The organism is Photobacterium sp. S4TG1 (genome assembly GCF_036040035.1).
In the GTDB taxonomy this organism is placed as follows: Bacteria; Pseudomonadota; Gammaproteobacteria; order Enterobacterales; family Vibrionaceae; genus Photobacterium.
In genome coordinates, this window is sequence record NZ_JAYXUH010000037.1 from 1 (window position 1) to 1,191 (window position 1,191).

A 1,191-nucleotide genomic window follows, 5' to 3' on the forward strand; every position below is an offset into this window, starting at 1 on the left:
TGTAGTGGTCAACAAATACTGGCCACAGTTTTAGAGGTTAACCAATATAATCGTTCAGATTCATTAGGAGTTAATCCGCCATTATATTGGTGAGGCCTTAATTGGCTGTAATAGCTAATAATATATCGAGTGATTTCGTGTTTTGCTTCAGCAAAACTACGATAGCCAACATTTGGAACCCATTCTGTTTTTAAACTTCTAAAGAAACGTTCCATTGGTGCGTTATCCCAACAATTTCCCCGACGAGATAAACTTTGTTTAATCTGGCATCGCCATAATAATTGTCGATAGTAGCGACTTGTATAATGACTACCTTGATCGCTGTGGAACATAACCTCTTTAGGTTTATCTCGTGATTCATAAGCCATCAGAAGTGCTTTACCTGTTAATCGACTATCAGGCGATAGAGACATCGCCCAACCAACAGGTTTTCTCGAAAATAGATCGATAACTACAGCAAGATACATCCAACGATTTCCAGTCCAAACATAGGTCACATCACCGACCCAAACTTGATTTGGTGATGTAACCGCAAATTGACGATCAAGGTGATTAGGAATCGCAATATGTTCCTGTTTTACTTTACGGTATCGATGTTTCGGCGATTGGCAACTAACAAGATTAAGGCCTTTCATTAGCTTAGATGCACGATATCGGCTCAAGGCGATGCCTTGAGCAGTAACCATACCTGCAATACTTCTAGCCCCAGCAGAACCATTGCTAGCTGCATGTACCTCTTTGATTAAAAAACGAAGTTTAATCAATTCAATAGAAATAAACTTTGGCCGTCTCTGCCAATATTTATAGCTACTGCGATGAACACCTAATACTTTGCATAACGTTGTTATGCTGTGGCTCTTCTTGAGTTTCTCGATTAACGAGAATTGTTCAATGAGTCTGACATCAAGAGAGCGGTGGCTTTTTTTAATATTTCATTATGCTCTTCAAGTGTCGCTAACTTCTTTTTTAATTCTCGTATTTCAATTTGTTCAGGCGTCATTGGTGATGCTTTGGGTGCTTTTCCTTGGCGCTCCTCTTTAAGCTGTCGAACCCACTTATCCATCGTAGATTTACCCACGTTCATTGCTTGGGCTGCTTCTGTTACTGAGTAATTTTGTTCTAGAACTAATTGTGCTGCTTCAAGCTTAAATTCAGCACTAAATAATCGTCTTGTACGCTTTGTCATAATGT

1 protein-coding gene is annotated in these 1,191 nt (G+C 39.4%); it reads right to left on the reverse strand.

Annotated features, from left to right (window positions below; all coding sequences use genetic code 11):
• Nucleotides 1–8: 8 nt before the first annotated feature.
• Nucleotides 9–1,186 (reverse strand): IS3 family transposase gene (locus VXS03_RS19995; protein WP_442957470.1). Its coding sequence is split into 2 segments (ribosomal slippage): nt 9–919 and nt 919–1,186, totalling 1,179 coding nucleotides; the frame shifts between segments, so codons are not numbered across the junction.
• Nucleotides 1,187–1,191 lie beyond the last annotated feature (5 nt).